This window comes from Cellulomonas sp. NTE-D12 (assembly GCF_027923705.1).
In the GTDB taxonomy this organism is placed as follows: domain Bacteria; phylum Actinomycetota; class Actinomycetes; order Actinomycetales; family Cellulomonadaceae; genus Cellulomonas.
On the sequence record NZ_AP026442.1, the window covers coordinates 451,231 to 474,302 of the forward strand.

Consider the following 23,072-nt stretch of genomic DNA (forward strand, 5'->3'; position numbering starts at 1 on the left):
TCCCAGTGCGCGGACGAAGTGTCTTGCATGGCGAGATAGACGGCCGTCGGCGGTTGACAGCGGGCCCAGCCGCCGCCGAACCTCGTCTCGGTCATGAGCGCCAGCGAGCGCCGGCTGGGACCCCGCACGGGTCCGCAGGCGGCGTGCAAGCCCCGGCTCGCTGGCCGGCAACCCTCCCTCCGCGGCGGGGTGCCCCGGGTGACGACCAGGCCGTCCGCCGTCCGGCGGGCGGCAAGCGCGGACCTCGCCGAGGTCCTTCCCGCCGGAGGACTGCCATGACCAGCGTGCTCGAGACCTCGCCCGTCTGCACCGACATCCCCGCCCTGCTGCCCGTCGTCGGGGCCGACACCCTGGTGCCGCTGGTGGACGGCAGCAGCGCCGTCTACGCCAACCTCGACTGCGCCGCGAGCGCCCCTGCGCTGCAGTCGGTGGCGGACCGGATCGCCGACGTGCTGCCGCTGTACGCCTCGGTGCACCGGGGTGCCGGTTACTTGTCCCAGGTGTCCACCGCCCTGTACGAGTCGGCGCGGTCCACCGTCGCGGCCTTCGTCGGGGCGCGGGCCGACGACGTCGCGATCATCACGCGCAACACCACCGACTCCCTGAACCTGCTGGCCGGAGTGGTGCCCGGCCCGGTGCTGGTGCTCGACGTGGAGCACCACGCCAACCTGCTGCCGTGGGTGCACGCCGCCCGCGCCCGCCACCGCACCACGATCCTGCCGGTGGCGGCCACCGTCGCGGCGACCCTCGACGCGCTGCGTGCCGAGCTCGCGGCCAACGAGTACGCCCTGGTCACCGTCACGGGGGCGTCGAACGTCACCGGCGAGGCGCTGCCGCTGGACGCCGTGGTGGACGCGGCGCACCAGGCCGGTGCCCGGGTGGCGGTCGACGGCGCGCAGCTGGTGCCGCACCGTGGGTTCTCGCTGGCGGCCAGCGGCGCGGACTACGTCGCCTTCTCCGGGCACAAGACGTACGCGCCGTTCGGTGCCGGTGCGCTGGTGGGTCAGCGCGACTGGCTCGACGCGGGCACGCCGTACCTGGCGGGCGGCGGTGCCGTGCGGGACGTGCGGCCGGACCGGACGTTGTGGCAGCCGGCACCGGCGCGCCACGAGGCGGGCTCGCCCAACGTGCTGGGCGCGGTGGCGCTCGCCGAGGCGTGCCAGACGCTGGTCGCCCTGCCGGCCGGGGAGCTGACGGCGCACGAGGAGTCGCTGCGGTCCCGGCTGGTGGCGGGGCTCGAGGCGCTGCCCGGGGTGCGGGTGCTGCGCGTCTGGCCCGACTCGGAGGACCCGGTCGGCGTGGTCAGCTTCACGGTGGCGGACCTGGACCCGGGGCTGGTCGCCGCGGTGCTGTCCGCCGAGCACGGCATCGGCGTGCGGGACGGGCGGTTCTGCGCGCACCCGCTGCTGGCGCACCTGTCCGCGTCGGACGGTGCGGTGCGCGCGTCGGTGGGCGTGGGGACGACGAGCGAGGCGGTCGACCGCCTGGTCACGGCCCTGGACCGGCTGCTGGTGGAGGGGCCGGCGGCGGAGTACACGGTGGTGGACGGGTGCTGGACGGTGGCCGACGACCCGCGGCCGCTGCTCGACGTGCCGGGGCTGGACCACCTGGCGGCCACCGCGGCGGCGGCCTGCGGCCCGGCCGTCTGACCTGCCTCGTCGGGCCCTCGCCCGCTCGTCGGGACCCCGGATCGCTCAGTCGACCCGGATGCCCAGCTGCTCCGCGAGCGCCGGGGCCAGCTCCAGCAGCAGGTCGCCGGTGATGGTCGACCCCGCCAGCCCGGCGACACCTTCGATGTGCTGCAACCCGGTGAGGCCGCGCAGGTCGACGTCCACCAGCCGGGCCGCCGTCACGTCGAGCCGGCGAACCGTGCAGCCGCGCAGCTCGAGCCGCCGGACGGTCGCCCCCCCCAGCGCGAGCTCGTCGACCACGCAACCGTCGAGCACCACGTCCACCAGCTCGGACTCACGCAGGTTCAGGTAGTCGACCTTCCCGCCGCGGAGGGTCACCCGCGTCCACGACGACCCGTAGGCCTGCACGGCGCCGAGCCGGCAGTCGGTCAGGGTGCCGTCCCACCAGGTGGTGCGCGCCAGGCTGAGCTCGTCGGCGCGCACCCGTGACCAGGACGTGTCCACCAGCCGGGCGCCGTCGAGGCGGACCCCGTCCAGCCGGCAGGCGGTGAACGTGCACTCCAGGACGCGGGCGTCGTGCCCGTCGGCGCCGGACAGGTCGACGTCCGCCAGGTCCACGCCGTCCAGGTCGGCACCGGGGGAGAGCGGCTGGGGCCTCACGCGACCACCGTCCCACGCCCGCGCGGGGTGACCGACCGGGACCCGCCGGCGTCGAGGGGCCACGGGTCGACGGGAGCCCCGGTGCGGGGTGTGGGCGGCGGATGGCAGCATCGCGATGTGCGCCACTCCCTGGTCCTCACCGCGCCCGGTGTCCTGCTCGTCCCGCTGGCCGACGTGCACGCCCCCGCGCTCGCCGCGCTGGTCGACGAGCCGATGTGGCGCGGGATGAGCAGCCCGGTCCCGCGCACGCCGGACGACGTGCTGGACCTGATCGCGGCCGCCGACGCCGATCCGGGCCGGTACGCGTTCGCCGTCGTCGAGCAGTCCAGCGGTGCGGTGGTCGGCAGCACCTCGTTGTACGACGTGACGCTCACCGCCGCCCGCGCCGAGATCGGGTTCACCTACTACGCGCGCCGGGTGTGGGGCACCACCGTGAACCCCGCCTGCAAGCTGGCCCTGTTCAGCCAGGGCTTCGACGACTGGGGCCTCGCGCGCGTCGCCCTGCGCGCCGACACGGCCAACTCCCGGTCGATCGGAGCGATCCTGCGGCTCGGCGCGACGGCCGAGGGCGTGCTCCGCAGCCACCGCGTTCGACCCGACGGCAGCCGCGGGGACACCGCCTACTTCTCGGTGCTGGCCGACGAGTGGCCGGCGGTGCGGGCCGGTCTGGAGCAGCGCCTGGGGCTGGCGTAGGTGCCGACGCTCGACCGTCGGCTCGGCACCACCGATGCTGTCGTGATCGGGCTGTCGTCGATGCTCGGCGCCGGTGTGTTCGTGGTGCTGGGCCCGGCGACGGCCGCGGCGCACGGCGGGGTGCTGGTCTCCCTGGTGGTGGCGGCCCTGGTCGCGTGGGCCAACGCGACGTCGACCGCTCAGCTGGCGGCGGTGCTGCCACGCGCCGGAGGGGTCTACGCGTACGGCCGGGAGCGGCTCGGCCAGTGGCCCGGGTTCCTTGCGGGGCTGGCGTTCGTGCTGGGCAAGACGGCCTCGTGCGCGGTGATGGCGGGGACGGTGGCGGCGTACCTGGTTCCGACGGCGTGGCACAGGCCGGTGGCCGCGCTGATCGTCGTCGTGCTGGTCGCGGTCAACCTCGCGGGGGTCTCCCGGACGGCGGCGGCGGCGCGGCTGCTGCTCGCCGTCGCGGTGGTGGTGCTGGTCGCGGTCGTCGTCGTCGCCCTGCGTCGGCACGCCGACACGCTGCCGGGGGACGTGCTTCCCCACGGTCTGCCCGGTGGGGTGCGCGGCACGCTGCAGGGCGCGGCGCTGCTGTTCTTCGCCTTCGCGGGGTACGCGCGCGTCGCCACGCTCGGCGAGGAGGTGCGCAGGCCCCGCACGACGATCCCGCGGGCCATCCGCATCGCGCTCGCCCTGGTCGCGGTCGGCTACCTGGCCGTGGCGGTCGCGGTGCTGCACGTCCTCGGCGTCGACGGCGCGGCGGGGTCCCGGGCGCCGGTGCTCGACACGGCCACGGCGACCGCCGGCTGGCTGGTGCCGACCGTGCGGGTGGCCGCGGTCGCGGCGGCCGGGGGCGCGCTGCTCGCGCTGCTCGCCGGGGTGAGCCGCACGGCGTTCGCCATGGCTCGGGAGGGTGACCTGCCGCGCCGCTGGGCCGCCGTCGGCGGGCGCTCGCGGGCGCCGTGGCTGGCCGAGCTGGTGGTCGGCGCGACGGTGGTGGTGCTCACGCTGACGGTCGACCTGACGGGCGTGCTGGTGGTCTCGTCCTTCGGCGTGCTGCTCTACTACGGCATCGGCCATGCGGCGGCCTGGACGCAGCCGGCGGCCGACCGGCTCGCACCGCGATGGGTGCCGGTGGTGGGCCTGGTCGGGTGCCTGGCGCTCGCGACCGCGCTGCCCGGGTGGGCGGTGGCGGCTGGTGTCGGGGTGCTGGCGGTCGGGTCCGCGGTGCGGGCGGTCGCCGTGCGGCTCAGGCGGTCGGCAGCGGGAGGACCGAGCCGGTCAGGTGGGGACGACGTCGGCGCGGGTCCCACACGGTGAGGTCGTGGCCGGTGCCGGTGCCGGTGCCGGTGCCGGTGGCGGTGGCGGTGGCGGTGGCGGGGTCGCTGCGCGCCACGCGCACCGCGACGGTGGTCGGCAGGACCACGGGCGCCGCGAAGTCGACCGACCAGGTGAACGACTCCCCGCGGACGGCGCCGACGGTGGCCAGCGCCCGCGCGGCGGTGAACATGCCGTGCGCGATGGCGCCGTGGAAGCCGAACGCCCGGGCGGCGGGTGCCCACAGGTGGATCGGGTTCACGTCGCCGGAGACGGCCGCGTAGCGGCGGCCGGTGTCCGCGGGCAGCCGCCAGGTGGCGGTGGGGACGGGCGGCTCGAACGGCCGGCGGTCGGTGGCCTCGTCCGTGCCGGAGCCGTCGCCGGAGCCGTCGTCGTAGGCAGGGGCCGGGACCGAGCCCGGCTCCGACGCGGGCCCGGCCGACCCGGCCAGCCGCACCCCCTTGGCCAGGTACGTCGACACCCCGCGCCACGCGGTGACCCCGTCGGCTGTCACCTCGCTGACCAGGTCGACCTGCGTCCCGGACCGGTGCGCGCGCAGCCCGGCGGCCCACGACCGCACGGCCAGCTCCTGCCCGAGCCGCAGCGGCTGCCGCTGCTCGACGCGGTTGGCGACGTGCACCAGCCCCAGCAGCGGCAGCGGGAAGTCGTCGCGAACCATCAGGGCGGTCGCGACCGGGAACGCCAGCACGTGCACGAAGCCCGCGGGCAGCACGTCCGTTCCGGGCTCGCCCACCAGGTGCTGGTACGCGGTGAGCCGCTCGGCGTCGGCCTGCACGCCGTGGGTGCTGAGCGTGACGTCGGGCAGCGTCGTCGTCGCGCCGCCCCGGCCAGCTCGCCCGGCGCGACGCGACACCGCACCGGCCGCGGCCGCGGTCAACGCGTGCCGGTACGAGTCGCCGAGCGGTGGCACCGTCGGCAGCTCGACGGTCCGCAGCGCCCCGGTCACTGGCCCACCAGGTTCTGCCCGCACACCCGAAGCGTCCGTCCGACGATGCCGCCGGCTGCCGGCGAGGCGAGGAAGGCGACCGCCTCGGCGACGTCCTGCGGCAGGCCGCCCTGCTGCAGCGAGTTGAGCCGTCGCGCGACCTGCCTGGTCAGCGCGGGGATCCGCGCCGTCATCTCCGTCTCGATGAACCCGGGGGCCACGGCGTTGGCCGTCCCGCCGAACGGCACCAGCAGGGGAGCGGTGGCGCGGACCATGCCGATCACGCCGGCCTTGGAGGTGGCGTAGTTGGTCTGGCCGCGGTTGCCGGCGATGCCGGACGTCGAGGCGGTGGCGACGATGCGCGGCTCATCGGTGAAGTCGCCGCTGGTCAGCAGCGCCTCGTTGATCCGCAGCTGCGACTCGAGGTTGACGGCGAGCACCGACGACCAGCGGTCGGGCGCCATGTTGACCAGCAGCTTGTCGCGGGTGATCCCGGCGTTGTGCACCATCACGTCCAGCCGGCCGTGCCGGGCGCGGACGTGCTCGAGGATCCGCTCCCCGGCGTCGGCAGCCGTCACGTCCAGCTGCAGCGCGGTGCCGCGCACCTTGTTGGCCACCGCCGTCAGCTGCTCACCGGCGGCCGGCACGTCCACCGCGACCACGTGCGCGCCGTCGCGGGCCAGCGTCCGGGCGATCGCCGCGCCGATGCCGCGCGCAGCGCCGGTCACCACGGCCACCCGGCCGTCCAGCGGCCGCTCCCAGTCGGCCGGCAGCGTGCCGGCGGTCGAGTCCACCGCGAGCAGCTGACCGTCCACGAAGGCCGACCGCCGGGACAGGAAGAACCGCAGCGCGGCCACGGCGCTCGGCGCCGTGACCGGCACCGAGCCGGTCAGCACCACGCCGTTGCCGGTGGACCCGCCGCGCAGCTCCTTGGCCAGCGACCGCAGCAGGCCGTCGACCCCCTGCCGGGCTGCGGCGACCGCCGGGGCGTCGTCCGCGGTGGCCGCCCGGGACACCGTGACCACCGGGCCACCGCTGCGCAGTCCCTTCACGGGACCCGCCGCAGCGAGCACCGGCTCGGTCAGCTGGTCCGGACGTTCGACGGCCGTGAGCACCAGGACGACGGCGCCGTACCGGACGTCCGGCGCCGGGTGCCGGTGCACCTCCAGGTCCCAGCCGTCGAGCACGGCCGGCATCCCGGCGGCGGCTGAGCGGGCCTCCGCCCCGGCCCCGGGCGCCACGCCGCCCGCCGGCCCGGACAGCAGCCGCGCCAGCGCATCGGCGTCGTCCCCGCGGCCCAGCACCAGCACGGGCCCGTCGACCAGCGGCGCGCCGGGGGTGTAGCGCCGCAGCACGGCGGGCCGCGGCAGCCCCAACCGCTTGGCCATCGTGGCCGTCGGACCGCTGTTCACCAGCTGCAGGTAGGTGTCCGGCATGTCACGCCGCCTCGAGCAGCACGGCGACACCGAGCCCACCGGCGGCGCACACCGTCACCAGCGCCCGCACCGGGGAGTCGTCGCCCGCGGCGACCTGCGCCACGTGCCGGGCGTGCAGATCCTTGGCGGTGCTCGCCACGATCCGCCCCCCGGTCGCGGCGAACGGGTGCCCGGCCGCCAGCGACGACCCGTGCACGTTCAGCCGCTCCCGCTTCACCGACCCGAACGCGCCGGGCAGACCCAGCCGTTCCCGCCCGAACTGCTCCGACTCCCACGCCGCCAGGATCGTCAGCACGGTGGAGGCGAACGCCTCGTGGATCTCCACGTAGTCCAGGTCGTCGAGCGTCAGCCCGTGCCGGGCGAGCAGCCGCGGCGCCGCGTAGGCAGGGGCCATCAGCAGCCCGTCCTCCCCGTGCACGAAGTCGACGGCGGCGACCTCGGCGTCCACCACGGCGGCGAGCGGCGTCAGGCCGTGGTCGGCAGCCCACTGCGCCGAGCCCAGCAGCACCGTCGAGGCGCCGTCGGTCAGCGGCGTCGAGTTGCCGGCCGTCATGGTCGCGGGGGCGGTCAGGTGGTTGCCGAACGTGGTCCGCAGGCCGGCCAGCTTCTCCAGCGACGTGTCCGTGCGCAGGTTCGCGTCCCGTGCGAGCCCGCGGTAGCCGGTGACCAGGTCGTCGAAGAACCCGCTGTCCCAGGCAGCGGCGAGGTTGCGGTGGCTGGCCAGCGCCAGCTCGTCCTGCGCCTCGCGCGTGATGCCCCACTCGGCGGTGGTCAGCGCCTGGTGCTCGCCCATCGACAGGCCGGTGCGCGGCTCGTCGACCCGCGGCGGGTTGGGGGTCAGGTCCTTCGGTCGCAGCCGGGCGAGCACGGCGGCTCGCTGGCCGACGGTGCGCGCCCGGGAGAGGTCGAGCAGCACGCGCCGCAGCCCTTCGCTGACCGCGATCGGCGCGTCGGACGCGGAGTCGACGCCGCCGGCGATGCCCGACTCGAGCTGGCCGAGGCGGATCTTGTTCGCCAGCAGCAGCACGGTCTCGACGCCGGTGGCGCACGCCTCCTGCAGGTCGACCGCGGGGGTGCGCGACGAGAGCGCGGAGCCCAGCACCACCTCGCGGGTGAGGTTGAAGTCGCGGCTGTGCTTCAGCACCGCACCGGCGGCGACCTGACCGATCACCTCGTCCTGCAGCCCGTACCGGGCGACGAGCCCGTCGAGCGCGGCCGTCAGCAGGTCCTGGTTGCTCGCATGGGCGTAGGGGCCGCCGGCGCGGGCGAACGGGACCCGGTTGCCGCCGAGCACGTAGGCCGGACGTGCGGCAGACGGCGACGTGGGGGACGGAGAGCTGGGGGACGGAGAGCTGGGGGACGGGGAGGTGCGGGCCATGGGAGAAGTCCTCTCGCATCGTCACTGATGGGCCTGCTGCGGTGGCTCAGAGATCGCGGGTCAGAGGTGCGGCGCGCCGTCCCGACATCGGCGCGGGACCTTTGTCCCTTGGATCTGTCCGGAACCGATGGTACCTGATACCGTCGGTTTCGTGAGTGGTCGTGAACCGACCCGGTCGACGACGACGGGCCTTCGGGCGGTGGGCGAGGACGCCCCACCGGCGGACGGTCGCGCCACCCGGTGGGCGGACCACCGCGAGGCCCGGCGCGCGGTGCTGGTGCAGACGGCCCGCCGCACGGTGCACCACGACGGCCCGGACATCTCCATGGACGAGATCGCCGCGGCGGCCGGCACCTCCAAGTCGATCGTCTACCGGTACTTCGCCGACAAGACGGCGCTGCAGGTGGCCGTCGCCGAGCTGGTCGTGCGGGACATCCGGGACGCGCTCGCGGATGCGCTCGCCGCGCACGGCACGCCTCGCGAGGGGCTCCGCGCGATGGTCGACGTGTACCTGGAGATGATCGAGTCCTCGCCGTCGGTGTACGCGTTCGTCACCCGCGACGGGTCGGTGGAGCACTTCCTCGACCAGGTGACCGCCCTGGTGGCGGGCCCGTTCGCCCGCGAGGTGGCCGCGCGGTCCGTCGACTCACCGGGCAGCGCGGCCGCACTGGCCGCGGCATGGGCTGCCGGCGCCGTCGGCTTCGTCCGCGGCGCCGGGGAGTGGTGGCTGCTGCACCGCCACGAACCCGCGGCACCGAGCCGGGGCGAGCTCGCCGGCCGCGTCTCCACCTGGTTGTGGGCCGGCCCCGTCGGCCTCGTCGTGCGCCCCGGCGCCGCAGCTCGTCCCGAGGAAGGCACTTCGACGATGAAGGAGACCTCATGACCACCACCGCCGAACGTCCGGCCACCGCCCGCACCGCGGACGCGCGCGTCGACGTCCCGACGCTGGAGCAGCACCTGCTCGGCCGCTACGCGGACCTGCGCCGCAGCGCCCGGGCGATCGTCGCCGACCCGGCCTTCCAGAAGATCGAGGGCCAGCCTTACGCCGAGCACCGCGAGCGGGTGCTGACCCAGCTGCGCCGCCTGGTCGCGGAGACGGACGTGCTGCGGGCCTTCCCGACGGCGCTCGGCGGCGCCGACGACCACGGCGGCAGCCTGGCCCGGTTCGAGGAGCTGGTGGCCGGCGACCCCAGCCTGCAGATCAAGGCCGGTGTGCAGTGGGGCCTGTTCGCCTCGGCGATCCTGCACCTCGGCACGGCCGACCACCACGAGCGGCTGCTGCGGGACGCGATGTTCCTGCAGGTGCCGGGCGCGTTCGCGATGACGGAGACGGGCCACGGCTCGGACGTCGCCTCGATCGGCACCACGGCCGAGTACGACGCCGCCACCCAGGAGTTCGTCCTCCACACGCCGTTCCGCGGCGCCTGGAAGGACTACCTCGGCAACGCCGCCACCCACGGCACCGCCGCGGTGGTGTTCGCGCAGCTGATCACGGCGGCGCCCGGCGGCGAGCGGGTCAACCACGGCGTGCACGCGTTCTACGTGCCGATCCGCGATGCGGTCACCGGCGAGTTCCTGCCCGGCGTCGGCGGTGAGGACGACGGGTTCAAGGGCGGCCTCAACGGCATCGACAACGGCCGCCTGTGGTTCGACCACGTCCGCGTGCCGCGCCGCGACCTGCTCAACCGGTACGGCGACGTCGCCGCGGACGGCACCTACAGCTCGCCGATCGAGAACCCGGGCCGGCGGTTCTTCACCATGCTGGGCACGCTCGTGCAGGGGCGGGTCTCCCTGGACGGCGCCGCCACCAACGCCAGCAAGCTCGCCCTCGCCATCGCGGTCACCTACGCCAACCAGCGCCGGCAGTTCGCGGGTGCGGACGACGACGAGGTGGTGCTGCTGGACCACGGTGAGCACCAGCGCCGGCTGCTCCCGCTGGTCGCGGAGGCCTACGCCTCGACCTACGCCCACGAGGAGCTGCTCGCGGCGTTCGACGACGTGTTCTCCGGGCGGGCGGACACCCCGGCGACCCGTGCCGACCTGGAGACGCTGGCCGCGACCCTGAAGCCGACGTCGACCTGGGCCGCGATGCGCACCATCCAGACGTGCCGCGAGGCCTGCGGCGGCGCCGGCTTCCTCGCCGAGAACCGCCTCGTCGGACTGCACCAGGACCTCGACGTGTACGTGACGTTCGAGGGCGACAACACGGTGCTGTACCAGCTGGTGGCCAAGCGGCTGCTCGGCGACTACGCCAAGGGGCTCAAGCTGCACTCCGCCGGTGACATGGCGCGGCTGGTGGCCGAGCGGGCGGCAGACGCCGCCCTGCACCGCACGCCGCTGGTGCGCGCCGCCCAGACGATCGCGGACGTCGGCGACGCCCGCCGCTCGGTGGGCCAGCTGCGCGACGAGTCCACCCAGCGCCAGCTGCTGACCGACCGCGTGGAGACGATGGTCGCCGAGGCCGCCGCCGCACTCGCACCCGCGCGCAGCCTGCCGCCGGCCGCGGCGGCGGCCCTGTTCGAGGCCCACCAGCACGAGCTGATCGAGGCGGCCCGTGCCCACGCCGAGCGCGTGCAGTGGGAGGCGTTCACGCGGGCCCTGGCCACCGTCGACGACCCCGGCACCCGCCGGGTGCTCACCCGGCTGCGGGACCTGTTCGGGCTCACGCTCGTGGAGCGGCACCTCGCCTGGTACCTGATCCACGGGCGGCTGTCCGCGGGCCGTGCGCGGACCGTCTCGTCGTACATCGACCGGTTGCTGGTGCGGCTGCGTCCGCACGCGCAGGACCTGGTGGACGCCTTCGGCTACGGACCGGAGCACCTGCGCGCAGCCATCGCGTCCGGTGCCGAACAGGTGCGGCAGGACGAGGCCCGGGCGTGGAACCGGGCGCAGCGCGCGTCGGGCGAGGCGGCGGTGCCGGAGCGGCACGTGCGGGGCTGAGGCCGCGAGGTGGGGACCTGCAGGGCTCGCGCCCCGGTCCCCGCCCGTCAGCCGTTGGCCGCGGTCGGGGCAGGCGGGGTGGCGACGTCGGCAGCCGTCGGGTTGCACCGCGTGCGCAGCATCGTCAGCGCGTCGACCTGAGGCCGCCACGGCTCGATGTGCCAGGTGGACTTGCCGGCCGCGCCGAGCACGTGGCACAGCAGCTGCTCGTGCATCGTCGGGCTGTTCGCATCCGGGTGCTGGGCGACGAGCTGGCTCCACAGCGCCTGCTGCGCGGCCAGCGTGCCGGTGCGGGCCCACTCGCTCGGGGTCACCTCGAGCGAGCGACCGCCCTCGGCCACGCCCCAGGTGGCTGCCACCACCGCGCTGCCGGACAGCCAGGTGGTGACCGGGCCGCCGGTGGCCGTGGCCCCGAGCCCGCTGGCGGTGACGTGGTCGATCCGCAGCACGGCCGCGGGGGTGCCGACCACGGTGAACCGCGCGCTCGGCGTCGGTGCGCTGAGCCCGATCAGGAAGGACCCGTCGGAGGCGGAGATCACCGCGGACCCGTCCTCGAGCACGGCGGCGGTCGAGCCGGCCGGACCGGTCAGCCAGGCCAGCGGCACGGCAGGCGGTGCGGTGGTCGTCGGGCTCGTGGCGGCGGTGGTCGGTGACCCGCTCTCGGTGTCGACCTTGACCGCGAGGTGCAGGTGGACGGAGCCGTCAGGGTCGGCGCTGGAGTCGGCGGTGACGGAGGTGTCCGGGACCGCGGCGGCGCTGACGCCGTTGGCGGTCAGGGCCACGCCCCTCGTGCGGACGTCCGCCGCCGAGGGGTCGGTCGGCGCGGGCACAGCCGTGGCCCCCGTGGGTCGGGCGTCGGTCGGCCCGGCCGCGTCGCCGGCCGTGCACCCCGCCGCGAGGCCGACCAGGACGCAGACCAGGGCGAACGCGCGGCCGGCGCGCACCCGCCGGCGACGGTCCGTGCTCGGCCCGCGGTGGCTGGACACGCAGGCACCCTAACCGGGCGGGCGCGGACGGACCCGGTGCCAGGCGGTCCGCCGGGCGGCGTCACCCTGGTCCCCCGCCCCGCGCCGTCGGTGGACGAGAATGCGGGGAGGCGGCCGCCGGGCGCGCCGTGGCGGCCGAGGACGGTCCCGCCGAGCCGCCCGGGCCGACGCCGCGCGGCACCACCGCCGCGCCCCTGCCCCGACACACCTCTGGAGTGAGCTGACGATGCGGGCCTGGCCCACGGTCCCGAGCCACCTGGCATGGCTGGACCGCCACCTGAACTCCCTGCTGGCCTTCGGCCGGCACACCCCCGCCCCGGGCGGGGGCGCCTACTGGCTGGACGACGACGGCACGCCGCTGCCGGCGCAGGGGGTGCAGACGTGGATCACGTGCCGCACCGTGCACGTGTACTCGCTCGGCACGCTGCTGGGCATCCCGGGCAGCCGGCCGGTCGCCGAGGCGGCGCTCGCGGGGCTGACCGGCCCGCTGCGGGACACGCAGAACGGTGGCTGGTACCCCGGCGTCGGCGCCGACGGCACCCCCGACCCCGACAAGACCGCGTACGCCCACGCCTTCGTCGTGCTCGCCGCGTCGTCGGCCACCGTCGCCGGCCTGGCCGGTGCCCGTGAGCTGCTGACCGACGCGCTGGCCACCTACGAGCGCTGGTTCTGGGACGAGGCCGCGGGCAAGGCCGTCGACACGTGGGACACCACGTTCACCACGCTCGACCCGTACCGCGGCATCAACGCCAACATGCACACCGTCGAGGCGTTCCTCGCGGCGGCGGACGTCACCGGCGACCGCGTCTGGCTGGACCGCGCCGCCCGGATCGGCGCCTTCGCCGCCTCGGCCGCCGCACGCAACGGCTGGCGGCTGCCGGAGCACTTCGACGAGGCGTGGACCGCCCAGCCGGAGTTCAACGACGACCAGCGGGACGACAAGTTCAAGCCGTACGGCGCCACCGTGGGCCACGGCCTGGAGTGGGCCCGCCTCCTGCTGCACCTCGAGGCCTCCGGGGCCACCGGCGCCGACTGGCTCGAGGCGGCGCGCGCGCTGTTCGACCGCGCGGTCGCCGACGGCTGGGCGGCGGACGGTGCCGACGGCTTCGTCTACACCACCGACTGGTCCGGCGCCCCCGTCGTGGCCGACCGGATGCACTGGGTCGCCGCCGAGGCGATCGGCGCCGCGGCGGCGCTGCACCAGCGCACCGGTGACGAGCAGTACGCGCAGCGCTACGCGCAGTGGTGGGACTACGTCGACCGGTACGTGATCGACCACGTCAACGGCTCGTGGTTCCACCAGCTCGACGAGCAGAACCAGCCGGCCGGCACCGTCTGGCCCGGCAAGGCGGACCTGTACCACGCCGCCCAGTGCACGCTGATCCCGCGCCTGCCGCTCGCGCCGTCGCTGGCCACCGCGGTGGCGCAGGGGCTCGTGCGCTCCTGAGCCTGCCCGACGTCAGTTCCGGGTGCGGTGGGGGAGTCCCCGCCGCACCCGGACCTGTCTCCGGGTGCGCGCCGGGCCAGGCCCCTCACCAGCGCGGCGGCCGCCGCCCGTACGGGTCGTTCCGGTACAGGTCCTGCGGGTAGCGGCGCGTGGTCGCCAACCGGTGCTCCACCCCGCCGGCCCGGGCGAACGGCCTGGCCAGCACGGCCCCGAGCATGAACCCGCCGACGTGCGCCCAGTACGCGACCCCGCCCGCCGCCAGCGCGCCGAGCGAGCTGAGCCCGGACCAGAACTGCAGGAAGAACCAGCCGCCGATCAGCAGCCACGCCGGCAGCAGCGGCCAGACGAACAGCGGCGGGACCAGCACCACGATGGTGCGCACCATGCCGCGCGGGAACAGCACCACGTAGGCCGCGAGCACGCCGGCGATGGCGCCGCTCGCGCCGACCAGCGGGGTGGTCCCCGACGGGTCGACGGCGACCTGCGTCAGCCCGGCGACCACGCCGCACAGCAGGTAGAAGCCGAGGTACCGCAGGTGCCCCATCGCGTCCTCGACGTTGTCGCCGAAGATCCACAGGAACAGCATGTTCCCGCCGAGGTGCAGCCAGCCGGCGTGCATGAACATGCTGGTCAGCAGCGTGAGCCAGGCGGCGGGTCCGTCGTGCAGGACCGCGCGGGGGACCGCCGCGTAGGTGGCCATCAGCCGCGCCTGCTCGGTCGGCGTCGCGCGCACCACGGCGAGGAACACCAGCACGTTCACCGCGACCAGCAGGTAGGTGATGCCGGGCGTCGTCCGGCGCCTGCTGTTGTCGTCCGCGATAGGGATGACCACCCACTGACGCTAGCAACGGGTCTCCATACCCGCCCGGCTATCCTCGGGGATCGATGACCAGCCACGTGCAGTCGCCGGCCCCCCGTCCCGCCGCCACGTCCGACACGGTGGAGCACGCGCTCGCCACCCCGGACCTCGAGCAGCCGTACGTCGAGCTGGGCCTCAAGCCCGACGAGTACGCGCGCATCCGTGACCTCCTGGGCCGTCGGCCCACCGCCGCCGAGCTCGCCATGTACTCGGTGATGTGGTCGGAGCACTGCTCGTACAAGTCGTCGAAGCTGCACCTGTCGACGTTCGGCGAGAACCAGACGCCGGCGATGCGGGAGCACCTGCTGGTCGGCATCGGGCAGAACGCCGGGGTCGTCGACATCGGCGACGGCTGGGCGGTCACGTTCAAGGTCGAGTCGCACAACCACCCCAGCTACGTCGAGCCGTACCAGGGTGCGGCCACCGGCGTCGGCGGCATCGTGCGGGACATCATCTCGATGGGCGCCCGCCCCGTCGCCGTGATGGACCAGCTGCGGTTCGGCGCCGTCGACCACCCGGACACCGCACGCGTGGTGCACGGCGTCGTGTCGGGCGTCGGCGGCTACGGCAACTGCCTGGGCCTGCCGAACATCGGCGGCGAGCTCGTCTTCGACCCGTCGTACCAGGGCAACCCCCTGGTCAACGCCCTGTGCCTGGGCGTGCTGCGGCACGAGGACATCCACCTGGCCAACGCCGAGGGCGTGGGCAACCAGGTGGTGCTGTTCGGCGCCCGCACCGGCGGCGACGGCATCGGCGGCGCCTCGATCCTGGCCAGCGAGACGTTCGACGACACCAAGCCGTCGAAGCGGCCGAGCGTCCAGGTGGGCGACCCCTTCATGGAGAAGGTGCTCATCGAGTGCTGCCTGGAGCTGTTCGCGGCGCACGTCGTCGAGGGCATCCAGGACCTCGGCGCCGCCGGCATCAGCTGCGCCACCAGCGAGCTGGCGTCCAACGGCGGGTCCGGCATGCACGTCGACCTGGAGAAGGTGCTGCTGCGCGACCCCACGCTGACCGCGGGCGAGATCCTCATGTCCGAGTCACAGGAACGGATGATGGGCATCGTCCGGCCCGAGAAGCTGGACGAGTTCCTCGCCATCACGCGCAAGTGGGACGTGGAGACGGCGGTGATCGGCGAGGTGACCGGTGACGGCCGGCTGACCATCGACCACTTCGGCGCCCGCATCGTCGACGTCGACCCGAAGACGGTGGCGCACGAGGGCCCTGTGTACGACCGCCCCTACGCCCGTCCGGACTGGCAGGACGCCCTGGTCGCGGACTCGGTGAGCACCTCCGACGGCCAGGCGCGCTACCCGCGCGCCGAGACGCCCGACCAGCTCCGCGACACCGTCCTCGCGCTCGTGTCCTCGCCGAACCTGGCGTCGAAGGCGTGGGTCACCGACCAGTACGACCGCTTCGTGCAGGGCAACACGGCCCTCGCCCAGCCCGACGACTCCGGCGTGGTCCGCGTCGACGAGACGACGGGTCTCGGGGTCGCCCTGGCGACCGACGCGAACGGCCGCTACGCCCAGCTCGACCCGTACGTCGGCGCCCAGCTGGCGCTGGCGGAGGCGTACCGCAACGTCGCGACGACGGGTGCCAAGCCGCTGGCCGTCACCGACTGCCTCAACATCGGCAGCCCCGAGCGGACCGACTCGATGTGGCAGCTGGTCCAGGTGATCCACGGCCTCGCCGACGCCTGCGTCGCCCTCGAGGTCCCGGTGACCGGCGGCAACGTCTCGCTCTACAACACGACCGGTGACCAGGCGATCCACCCGACCCCGGTGGTCGGCGTGCTCGGCGTGCTGGACGACGTGGCCGACGCGGTGCGGTCCGGCTGGACCAACCCGGGGGACGCCGTCTACCTGCTGGGCACCACCCGGCCGGAGCTCGACGGCTCCGCGTGGGCCGACGTGGTGCACCACCAGCTCGGCGGCACCCCGCCGAAGGTGGACCTGGAGGCCGAGCGCCGCCTCGCCCTGGTGCTGGCCCAGGCCGCCCGCGACCACCTGGTCGACGCCGCGCACGACCTGTCCGAGGGTGGCCTCGCGCAGGGTCTGGTCGAGGCGTCGCTCCGCTTCGGGGTCGGTGTGCAGGTGGACCTGGACCCGTTGTGCACGCGGGACGGGCTGACGCCGTTCGAGGCGCTGTTCTCCGAGTCCACCGCCCGGGTGCTGGTCGCCGTGCCGCGCTCGGAGGAGGTCCGGCTGATCGACCTGTGCACGTCTCGCGGCGTGCCGGTGCTGCGGCTGGGCGAGACCGCCGAGACGTGCAGCCCCGGTGCCGGCTGGCCGGTGGACCCCTCCGACCACGTGCACGCGCCGTCGGTCGAGGTGCAGGGCCTGTTCACCATCCCGCTCACCGAGCTGCGGACCGCGTCCGAGGGCACGCTGCCGCACCACTTCGGCTGACGCGAGGGGCTGACCGTGCCCCGGTCCCGCGTCGCCCGCCTCGCGGACGCCCAGGTCGCAGCCGCGCTGGCGCAGGTCCGTGCCGAGCTGGGCATCCCCACGGAGTTCGCCGCGGCGGCGGCCGACGAGGCGGCGACGGCAGCGCGCACGGGACCGTTGGACGTCCCGGGTCGGTCGGTCGCGCGGGTGGACGCGACCGACCTGCCGCTGCTCACCATCGACCCGACCGGTTCGATGGACCTCGACCAGGCGCTGCACGTCGCACCCGCAGGTGACGGCTGGACCGTGCACTACGCCATCGCGGACGTCGGCGCTTTCGTCGTCCCGGGAGGCGCCCTGGACACCGAGACCCATGCGCGAGGCACCACCTGCTACGGCCCGGACGGCACCGTCCCGCTGCACCCCACGTCCCTGTCGGAGGGCGCCGCGAGCCTGCTCCCGGACCAGGAACGCCCGGCGGTGCTGTGGCGGTTCGACCTGGGAGCCGACGGCGAGCCGGCCGCGGTGCACGTCGGCCCCGCCACGGTGCGCAGCCGGGCGCAGCTGGCCTACCCGCAGGCCCAGCGCATGCTCGACGAGCACGAACCCGGGCCGCTGACCGACGTGCTGGTCGGGGTGCGCGCGGTGGGCCGGCTGCGCGAGCGGGCGGAACGGGACCGCGGCGGGGTGTCGCTCTCGGTGCCGGAGCAGCAGGTGGCCGCCGACGGCCACGGCGGCTGGACGACGAGCTTCCGGGCGGTCCTGCCGATGGAGCGCTGGAACTCGCAGCTGTCGTTGCTGACCGGCATGGCCGCGGCCCGGCTGATGCTCGACGCGGGCGTCGGCCTGCTGCGCACCATGCCGCCGGCGGACGACCGGGACGTCGCGCGGCTGCACCGCACGGCCGCGGCCCTCGACGTCGACTGGCCCGCCGACGAGCCCTACCCGCACCTGCTGCGGCGCCTGGACTCGGCACACCCGGCGGAGGCCGCGTTCCTCGATGCCGCGACCTCGCTGTTCCGCGGCGCGGGCTACGTCGCGTTCGGCGGGTCGGACGGTGCCGCACCCCCGACGGGGTCCGCCGCCCGGCACGCGGCCATCGCGGCGCCCTACGCCCACGTCACCGCACCGTTGCGCCGCCTCGCGGACAGGTACGCCTCGGAGATCGCGATCGCGGCGTGCGCGGGGTCGGCGGTGCCGGAGTGGGTCCGCGCGGCGCTGCCCGCTCTGCCGTCGGTGATGGGCCGCACCGGTCAGCGGGCCGCCGCCTACGACCGCGAGGGGACCGACGTGGTGGAGGCGGCGGTGCTGGCGCCGCGGGTGGGTGGCACCTTCGACGGCGTGGTGGTCGACCGGCGGGACGCCGAGCCGACACGCGGCGAGCTGGTGGTGCGGCACCCGGCGGTGCGGGCCCGGATCGAGGCCGACGACGGTGCCGACCTCCCGCTCGGCGTGCCGGTCCACGCGCGGCTGGCCGAGGCGTCGGTGCCCCGGCGCACCGTGCTGTTCCGGCTGCCCTGACCGGCCCCCGAGTCGGCCGAAATCCGCTCGCCCGCGCCGTCGGCGCACTCCTACGGTCGTCGCATGGACACCGTCCGAGTGGTGCGCGCCGACCGCGGCGCCGTCCTCGTCGTGCCCGCGGACGTGCCGCAGCGGCCGACGGACCAGCGACACCCGGGCGCCGACCAGGCCCTCGACACGATGGACTCAGCCGCTCCGGTGCGCGTCCCGCTCGACCACGACGGCCTCGTCGCCGACCAGGACGGCGTCCGCCTGCCGCCGACGGTCGGCGACGTGCTGGTCCTCGATGCGTCGGCCCCCGGCGACCAGCCGCACGTGCACCACCTCGTGCCTCGCCGCACCGCGCTGGTCCGTGACACCGCCGGCGCCACCTCCCGGGAGCAGGTGCTCGCGGCGAACGTCGACGTGGTGCTCGTCGTCGAGCACCTCGACCCGGACCCGTCCCTCGGTCGCGTCGAACGTCTGCTGACTCTCGCGTGGCGGTCCGGCGCCCAGCCGGTGGTCGTGCTGACCAAGTCCGACCTGGTGCCGGACGCCGCGTCGATGGCGGCGGAGGTCGCGTCGGTCGCCCCCGGCGCCCCGGTGCACGCCGTCAGCGTGGTCGACGGGTCCGGCCTCGAGGGGCTGCGGGCCCTGCTGCGTCCCGGGACGACCCTCGTCATGGTCGGCCCGTCGGGTGCCGGCAAGTCCTCCCTGGTCAACGCCCTGGCCGGGCACCCGGTGATGGAGACGGGCGAGCGCCGTGCCGACGGGCGCGGGCGGCACACCACCACCCATCGCGAGCTGGTGCCCCTGGGCGACGGCGTGCTGCTGATCGACACCCCGGGCGTGCGGGGGATCGGCCTCGTGGCCGATGCCGAGGCGCTGGACGAGACCTTCGCCGACGTCGTCGCGCTCGCGGCCCGTTGCCGGTTCGCGGACTGCGCGCACCTGTCGGAACCGGGCTGCGCCGTGCTGGCCGCGGTGGAGGACGGCGAGCTGCCGGAGCGCCGCCTCGAGTCGTGGCGTCGGCTCGCGCGCGAGGCCGCCCACCAGGCTCGCCGGGCAGACGCGCGCCTCGCGGCGCAGGAGCGCGCGCGTGTCCGGCAGTGGAGCCGTGACGTGCACCGGTCGCTCCGCGAGCGCGACCGGGTCGAGGGGCGCGGCACCGGTCGCCGCTGAGCCCGCGGCGTCGGTGGTCGGGTCAGGGAGCCGGGCCAGGAAGTCGGGCCAGGAAGTCGGGCAAGGGGCCGGGCTCGCCCCGGGGCGGTCGCGCGTCCGCGACCGGGGCAGGATGTCCGGGTGGCGGTACGACGCAGGACGGATCCGGCCGACGGGCGGGCGGCACTCGCCGTGTGGCGCGCCGCGCCCGACGAGGTCCCGGTGGGCGCCCGACGCACCGCGGTCCGGTTCACCCTCGAGGAGCTGGCCGACGTCGCACCCGGCAACTCGGTCGAGGTGCGCGTCCCGCCGGACGGCGCCGTGCAGGCCGTCGCCGGCCCGCGGCACACCCGCGGCACCCCGCCGAACGTCGTCGAGACCGACCCCGACACCTGGCTCCGCCTCGCGACGGGTGCGCTGACGTGGACGGACGCCGTCGCCCAGGGGAGGGTGCACGCGTCGGGCGCCCGCGCCGACCTCGCCGACTGGCTGCCGCTCCAGGCTGCCCGCCCCCGCGCCTGAGTCCCGCCTAGGATCGCCGCGTGCCGGATCCCCAGCCGACCCCCGAGCCCGACGACACGGCCGTGCCGGACACCGCCGCGACGCCCGCCGACGGCGCTGCGCCCGCCGACACCGCTGCGCCCGCCGACACCGCTGCGCCCGCCGACTCCACCCTGACAGCCGACGCCGCGGCGCCTGCCGACACCGCTGCGCCCGCCGACACCGCTGCGCCCCCCGCCGACGCCGCCGTCCCCACGGAGGACGAGCTGCTCCGCACCGCCGTGCCGGCCACCGTCCGCCACGCACCCCGCTACAGCGCCTTCCTCACCACCGGCACCCTGGTCGGCCTCGTCGTCGGCCTGATCGTCGCCGTGCTGCTGGCCGACGGCTCCGTCAGCAGCACCGGCGGTGTGCTGCCGTTCCTCGGCGGCTCCAACGGCGTCCGCCTGCTCTCGGCGCTGTCCGGTGCCGTGCTCGGCCTGGGCATCGGTGCCGGTCTCGCCCTGTGGGCCGACCGGCGGTCGCTGCACCGCTGAGGTCGGATCCGCCGTCGCCCCTGTGCGACCATGGTCGCGTGGCCCCCCGCGCGGACGGACGCTTGTCCCACGACCTGCTGCCGAACGAGAAGGGCCCGCAGGACGCCTGCGGGGTCTTCGGTGTCTGGGCTCCCGGCGAGGAGGTCGCCAAGCTCACCTACTTCGGCCTGTACGCGTTGCAGCACCGCGGCCAGGAGTCGGCGGGCATCGCGACCAGCGACGGCCGGCACCTGCTGGTCTACAAGGACATGGGCCTGGTGTCCCAGGTGTTCGACGAGACGGCGCTCAACGCGCTGACCGGGCACATCGCCATCGGCCACACCCGCTACTCGACCACGGGCGCCTCCACCTGGGAGAACGCGCAGCCCACGCTCGGCGCCACCGCCGGCGGCACCGTCGCCCTGGGCCACAACGGCAACCTGACCAACACCGCCGAGCTGATCGAGCTGGTCGCCGAGCGGTACGGCAGCAAGCGCCGTGGGGAGCTCGCCCGCGGCAACACCACCGACACCGCCCTGGTCACGGCCCTGCTGGCCGGCGACCCGGACCACACCCTCGAGGCGACGGCGCTCGAGGTGCTGCCCCGCCTGCGAGGCGCGTTCAGCCTCGTCTTCATGGACGAGACCACCCTCTACGCCGCCCGTGACCCGCAGGGTGTCCGGCCGCTGGTGCTCGGCCGCCTCGAGCGCGGCTGGGTGGTCGCCTCCGAGACGCCGGCGCTCGACATCGTCGGTGCGTCCTACGTCCGGGAGGTCGAGCCCGGCGAGTTCCTGGCGATCGACGCCGACGGGCTGCGCAGCAGCCGGCTCGCGACGCCGGACCGTGCCGGCTGCATCTTCGAGTACGTGTACCTCGCCCGTCCGGACACGACGATCGCGGGCCGGTCGGTGCACGCGTCGCGCGTGGACATGGGCCGGCAGCTCGCCATCGAGCACCCGGTCGAGGCCGACCTGGTGATCCCGGTCCCGGAGTCCGGCACTCCTGCCGCGGTCGGCTACGCGCAGCAGTCCGGCATCCCGTTCGGTCAGGGGCTGACCAAGAACGCCTACGTCGGCCGCACGTTCATCCAGCCGTCGCAGACGCTGCGCCAGCTCGGCATCCGACTCAAGCTCAACCCGCTGCGCGAGGTGATCCGCGGCAAGCGGCTGGTCGTCGTCGACGACTCGATCGTCCGCGGCAACACCCAGCGCGCCCTGATCCGCATGCTCCGGGAGGCCGGTGCCGCCGAGGTGCACGTGCGGATCAGCTCCCCACCGGTGAAGTGGCCGTGCTTCTACGGCATCGACTTCGCCTCCCGCGCCGAGCTGATCGCCAACGGGCTGGCCGTCGACGAGATCGCCGCGTCGCTGGGCGCCGACTCGCTCGGCTACATCTCCATCGAGGGTCTCGTCGAGGCGACCGAGCAGCCGGTCGGCCAGCTGTGCACCGCCTGCTTCACCGGGAAGTACCCGATCCCGCTGCCGCCGGACGACCGGCTGGCCAAGAACCTGGTCGACCAGCAGCAGCTGCCCCTCGGCTCGCCCGAGGACGGGCTGGTCACCCTCATCCCCAGCGCCGGCGCGGCCGGTGCGCTGGAGCACCCGTGACCGGGCACAAGGTCACCTACGCGGAGGCCGGCGTCGACGTGCACGCCGGCGACAAGGCCGTCGAGCTGATGCGCGAGGCGGTGCGCGCAACGCAGGGTGCCGAGGTGGTCGGTGGGGTCGGTGGCTTCGCCGGCCTGTTCGACGCGTCGGCGCTGCTCGGCTACCGCCGGCCCCTGCTGGCCACGTCGACCGACGGCGTCGGTACCAAGGTGGCCGTCGCCCAGGCTCTCGACCGGCACGACACCATCGGCTTCGACCTGGTCGGCATGGTGGTCGACGACATCGCCGTGGTCGGTGCGAAGCCCCTGTTCATGACCGACTACATCGCCTGCGGCAAGGTGGTCCCGGAGCGGATCGCCCAGATCGTCCGCGGCATCGCGGCCGCCTGCCAGGTGGCCGGCACGGCACTGGTCGGTGGTGAGACGGCCGAGCACCCGGGGCTGCTCGCGCCCGACGAGTACGACGTGGCCGGCGCCGCGACCGGTGTGGTCGAGGCGGACGGCCTGCTGGGTCCGCACCGGGTCGAGTCCGGAGACGTGCTGATCGCCCTCGGGTCCAGCGGGCTGCACTCCAACGGGTACTCGCTGGTGCGCCGGGTCATCGAGGTGTCCGGCTGGCGGTTCGACCGGTACGTCGACGAGCTCGGCCGCACGATCGGCGAGGAGCTGCTCGAACCCACCCGCGTCTACGCCGCCGACTGCCTCGCGCTGACGGAGCGCGCCGCGGGCGGGATGCACGCGTTCAGCCACGTCACCGGCGGAGGGCTCGCCGCCAACCTGGCCCGGGTGCTGCCGACCAGCTCCGTGGCAGAGGTGTCCCGCGCCGGCTGGCAGCTGCCGCCGGTGTTCTCCCTGGTGCAGCGCCTCGGCGAGGTGCCGTGGAACGACCTCGAGTCGACCCTGAACCTGGGGGTCGGCATGGTCGCCGTCGTCGCGCCGGACGCCGCCGCCGGTGTGCTGTCCCACGCGGGCGAGCTCGGGCTGCCCGCGTGGGAGCTGGGCAGCATCCGGCCGTTCGACGCGGAGCGCGACGTGCCCGGGACGCCGGACCTGGTCAGCGGCACCAAGGGCGTGCAGGGCGGAGCCGTCCTGATGTCGGGCAGCTACCGCGTCTGAGGGACGCGTCG

19 protein-coding genes and 1 riboswitch are annotated in these 23,072 nt (G+C 75.3%); of the genes, 13 read left to right on the forward strand and 6 right to left on the reverse strand.

Translation table 11 applies throughout. The annotated features are described in order from the left end of the window. Positions 1 to 129 precede the first annotated feature (129 nt). Positions 130 to 244: riboswitch (SAM riboswitch) on the forward strand. A gap of 31 nt (positions 245 to 275) precedes the next feature. After that, positions 276 to 1,649: an aminotransferase class V-fold PLP-dependent enzyme gene (locus QMF98_RS02055; protein ID WP_337974426.1), complete on the forward strand. Its 1,374-nt coding sequence runs from the start codon at positions 276 to 278 to the stop codon at positions 1,647 to 1,649. A gap of 45 nt (positions 1,650 to 1,694) precedes the next feature. On the opposite strand, the gene QMF98_RS02060 is transcribed toward QMF98_RS02055, so the two are convergent. Continuing rightward, a complete protein-coding gene (locus QMF98_RS02060; RefSeq protein WP_337974427.1) occupies positions 1,695 to 2,291 on the reverse strand; it encodes a pentapeptide repeat-containing protein in 597 nt (198 codons plus the stop codon). A gap of 117 nt (positions 2,292 to 2,408) precedes the next feature. Between QMF98_RS02060 and QMF98_RS02065 the strand changes: the two genes are divergently transcribed. Beyond that, the gene (locus QMF98_RS02065) at positions 2,409 to 2,984 is read left to right on the forward strand and encodes a GNAT family N-acetyltransferase (protein WP_337974428.1); all 576 of its coding nucleotides are present in this window, start codon (positions 2,409 to 2,411) and stop codon (positions 2,982 to 2,984) included. Further along, the gene (locus QMF98_RS02070; RefSeq protein WP_337974429.1) at positions 2,985 to 4,286 is read left to right on the forward strand and encodes an APC family permease; all 1,302 of its coding nucleotides are present in this window, start codon (positions 2,985 to 2,987) and stop codon (positions 4,284 to 4,286) included. Here QMF98_RS02070 and QMF98_RS02075 read toward each other — a convergent pair. Genes QMF98_RS02075 through QMF98_RS02085 form a run of 3 tightly spaced genes read right to left on the reverse strand, consistent with a single transcriptional unit; the run spans position 4,216 to position 8,043 of the window. Beyond that, on the reverse strand, positions 4,216 to 5,250 hold the full coding sequence (locus QMF98_RS02075) for a MaoC/PaaZ C-terminal domain-containing protein (RefSeq protein ID WP_337974430.1): 1,035 nt from the start codon (positions 5,248 to 5,250) through the stop codon (positions 4,216 to 4,218). The two genes, QMF98_RS02070 and QMF98_RS02075, sit on opposite strands and share 71 nt — an antisense overlap. Beyond that, on the reverse strand, positions 5,247 to 6,665 hold the full coding sequence (locus QMF98_RS02080; RefSeq protein WP_337974431.1) for a 3-oxoacyl-ACP reductase: 1,419 nt from the start codon (positions 6,663 to 6,665) through the stop codon (positions 5,247 to 5,249). Before QMF98_RS02080 ends, QMF98_RS02075 begins: the two co-directional genes overlap by 4 nt. A 1-nt stretch (position 6,666) precedes the next feature. Then, positions 6,667 to 8,043: an acetyl-CoA C-acetyltransferase gene (locus QMF98_RS02085; protein WP_337974432.1), complete on the reverse strand. Its 1,377-nt coding sequence runs from the start codon at positions 8,041 to 8,043 to the stop codon at positions 6,667 to 6,669. A gap of 151 nt (positions 8,044 to 8,194) precedes the next feature. Here QMF98_RS02085 and QMF98_RS02090 point away from each other — a divergent pair, with 151 nt between their 5' ends. Both QMF98_RS02090 and QMF98_RS02095 read left to right on the forward strand, forming a co-directional pair. Then, entirely contained in the window at positions 8,195 to 8,926 is a 732-nt protein-coding gene (locus tag QMF98_RS02090) for a TetR/AcrR family transcriptional regulator (protein ID WP_490715638.1), read from the forward strand. After that, entirely contained in the window at positions 8,923 to 10,983 is a 2,061-nt protein-coding gene (locus QMF98_RS02095) for an acyl-CoA dehydrogenase family protein (RefSeq protein ID WP_337974433.1), read from the forward strand. The genes QMF98_RS02090 and QMF98_RS02095 overlap by 4 nt, the downstream gene beginning before the upstream one ends. A 47-nt stretch (positions 10,984 to 11,030) precedes the next feature. Here the strand turns inward: QMF98_RS02095 and QMF98_RS02100 are convergent, their stop codons facing one another. Next, the gene (locus QMF98_RS02100) at positions 11,031 to 11,969 is read right to left on the reverse strand and encodes a DUF2599 domain-containing protein (protein WP_337974434.1); all 939 of its coding nucleotides are present in this window, start codon (positions 11,967 to 11,969) and stop codon (positions 11,031 to 11,033) included. A 226-nt stretch (positions 11,970 to 12,195) separates the two neighbouring features. On the opposite strand from QMF98_RS02100, the gene QMF98_RS02105 reads away from it, so the two are divergent. Then, complete coding sequence (locus QMF98_RS02105) at positions 12,196 to 13,416, forward strand: AGE family epimerase/isomerase (protein ID WP_337974435.1); 1,221 nt, start codon at positions 12,196 to 12,198, stop codon at positions 13,414 to 13,416. Between the two features lie 85 nt (positions 13,417 to 13,501). On the opposite strand, the gene QMF98_RS02110 is transcribed toward QMF98_RS02105, so the two are convergent. After that, positions 13,502 to 14,248, reverse strand: coding sequence for a rhomboid family intramembrane serine protease (locus tag QMF98_RS02110; RefSeq protein ID WP_337974436.1), 747 nt, complete (start codon positions 14,246 to 14,248; stop codon positions 13,502 to 13,504). A 53-nt stretch (positions 14,249 to 14,301) separates the two neighbouring features. Between QMF98_RS02110 and purL the strand changes: the two genes are divergently transcribed. From purL to purM, 7 genes are all read left to right on the forward strand, one after another. Next, positions 14,302 to 16,683, forward strand: a complete 2,382-nt coding sequence (gene purL / locus QMF98_RS02115) for a phosphoribosylformylglycinamidine synthase subunit PurL (RefSeq protein ID WP_337974437.1) — start codon at positions 14,302 to 14,304, stop codon at positions 16,681 to 16,683. Between the two features lie 15 nt (positions 16,684 to 16,698). Next, a complete protein-coding gene (locus QMF98_RS02120) occupies positions 16,699 to 18,183 on the forward strand; it encodes an RNB domain-containing ribonuclease (protein WP_337974438.1) in 1,485 nt (494 codons plus the stop codon). Between the two features lie 63 nt (positions 18,184 to 18,246). Next, positions 18,247 to 19,344 carry a ribosome small subunit-dependent GTPase A gene (gene rsgA / locus QMF98_RS02125; protein ID WP_337974439.1) on the forward strand — a complete coding sequence of 366 codons (1,098 nt, stop codon included), beginning with the start codon at positions 18,247 to 18,249 and terminating at the stop codon, positions 19,342 to 19,344. 120 nt (positions 19,345 to 19,464) lie between these two features. Next, positions 19,465 to 19,845, forward strand: a complete 381-nt coding sequence (locus QMF98_RS02130; protein ID WP_337974440.1) for a sterol carrier family protein — start codon at positions 19,465 to 19,467, stop codon at positions 19,843 to 19,845. Between the two features lie 20 nt (positions 19,846 to 19,865). Beyond that, entirely contained in the window at positions 19,866 to 20,360 is a 495-nt protein-coding gene (locus tag QMF98_RS02135; RefSeq protein WP_337974441.1) for a histidine kinase, read from the forward strand. 38 nt (positions 20,361 to 20,398) lie between these two features. Further along, on the forward strand, positions 20,399 to 21,946 hold the full coding sequence (purF, locus tag QMF98_RS02140; protein WP_337974442.1) for an amidophosphoribosyltransferase: 1,548 nt from the start codon (positions 20,399 to 20,401) through the stop codon (positions 21,944 to 21,946). Next, the gene (gene purM / locus QMF98_RS02145; RefSeq protein WP_337974443.1) at positions 21,943 to 23,061 is read left to right on the forward strand and encodes a phosphoribosylformylglycinamidine cyclo-ligase; all 1,119 of its coding nucleotides are present in this window, start codon (positions 21,943 to 21,945) and stop codon (positions 23,059 to 23,061) included. Before purF ends, purM begins: the two co-directional genes overlap by 4 nt. The last annotated feature ends 11 nt before the right edge of the window (positions 23,062 to 23,072 follow it).

Excerpts from the sequence above, each read along its gene's own strand:
- rsgA (WP_337974439.1), top strand. The coding sequence starts at position 18,247 with ATGGACACCGTCCGAGTGGTGCGCGCCGACCGCGGCGCCGTCCTCGTC.
- QMF98_RS02080 (WP_337974431.1), bottom strand. The coding sequence starts at position 6,665 with ATGCCGGACACCTACCTGCAGCTGGTGAACAGCGGTCCGACGGCCACG.
- QMF98_RS02095 (WP_337974433.1), top strand. The coding sequence starts at position 8,923 with ATGACCACCACCGCCGAACGTCCGGCCACCGCCCGCACCGCGGACGCG.
- QMF98_RS02055 (WP_337974426.1), top strand. The coding sequence starts at position 276 with ATGACCAGCGTGCTCGAGACCTCGCCCGTCTGCACCGACATCCCCGCC.
- QMF98_RS02105 (WP_337974435.1), top strand. The coding sequence starts at position 12,196 with ATGCGGGCCTGGCCCACGGTCCCGAGCCACCTGGCATGGCTGGACCGC.
- QMF98_RS02085 (WP_337974432.1), bottom strand. The coding sequence starts at position 8,043 with ATGGCCCGCACCTCCCCGTCCCCCAGCTCTCCGTCCCCCAGCTCTCCG.
- purL (WP_337974437.1), top strand. The coding sequence starts at position 14,302 with ATGACCAGCCACGTGCAGTCGCCGGCCCCCCGTCCCGCCGCCACGTCC.